Annotated in this window: 1 protein-coding gene; it reads right to left on the bottom strand. The window is 41.6% G+C overall.

The genetic code is table 11. The features are described 5' to 3' along the window. Positions 1-1,045 (bottom strand): hypothetical protein (locus tag A6733_RS09095; RefSeq protein ID WP_176696794.1); only part of this gene is annotated, 1,045 nt, incomplete at both ends.

The following is a 1,045-nucleotide window of genomic DNA, read 5'->3' as shown; positions in this document are numbered from 1 at the left end:
TGTAAATTAACACCCAGCGAATCAGTGCATTGAAGATAGGAAGGAATCGAAACTGTAGAAGAAGGTAGATCATCATCAAGAACAGGTGGCATCCCAACAGATACACTATCGCTACCAATATGTCTTTTTGCTGCACTTGGATCAAAAGAAGATCTAGCACCAGAATGTCCGACAGAAGGCAACAGATTCACTTTGGAAGGTTCTACTGAAGAAGGTAGAATATCCTCCTCATCAAAAACTGGTGGCGTCCAAACAGGAGCACGAATAATATTTATCTCATCACAAGCAGAGACAGGAATATTATTGCTACTCGTATGTCTTTCTGCTACGATCTGACCAGAGGAAAGTCCATAACTAGAATTCCCATCTTTACGATGGGACCAAGATGATAATATGTGATCGGAGGCGGTAATAATCCCCGATGTTGTACGTTTAATCGTATCTCTTATTTCTTTTCTTTGTGTTACAATTACCGATGGCGCTACCTCGGGAATACCGGCAGTATCTAGGACATTGATAAAATCTCCACAACTAACATCATTCAATGCTTCCCCCTCCAAAGAAACAGAGACCTCACTCCAAAAAGAGTCGAAAATAGACTCCACATTGCTACGAACAGCACGATCCAGTCTCGACAAAAAACCCAGCAAACTATCCCCAATTAATGGTACTGAAACACGCTCAAGAGAATCCGATAGTACTTCAATTCTAGGAAGAGCAAGTATAAAACCAGGGCGGTGCTCAGTATGGTACTCCCCAAGACACATGAGTACAAAAACATCTTCACACATTTTCCTATAGGTACTGTACCAAATAGCTCGCTCAATCAACGAAAGTTTGTCACTCAAGCTTGATGGAAGTTGTTTGCTTACCATACTATTGTAAAAACGTTTAGCGAATTCATTAACTCTAGAAAAAAGACCTGCAATTATCTGAACACCATCAGGAGACAGAACAACACCCAACGCGCTCAAAACATCCGGATCGACAGTACAACCAGAAACAGCAGCAGCAATACCACGCTTTTTGGCAGGAGCTTTACCTT

Source organism: Candidatus Ichthyocystis sparus (assembly GCF_900078745.1).
In the GTDB taxonomy this organism is placed as follows: Bacteria; Pseudomonadota; Gammaproteobacteria; order Burkholderiales; family 2013Ark19i; genus Ichthyocystis; species Ichthyocystis sparus.
This window is presented reverse-complemented; position numbering and strand designations above follow the sequence as displayed.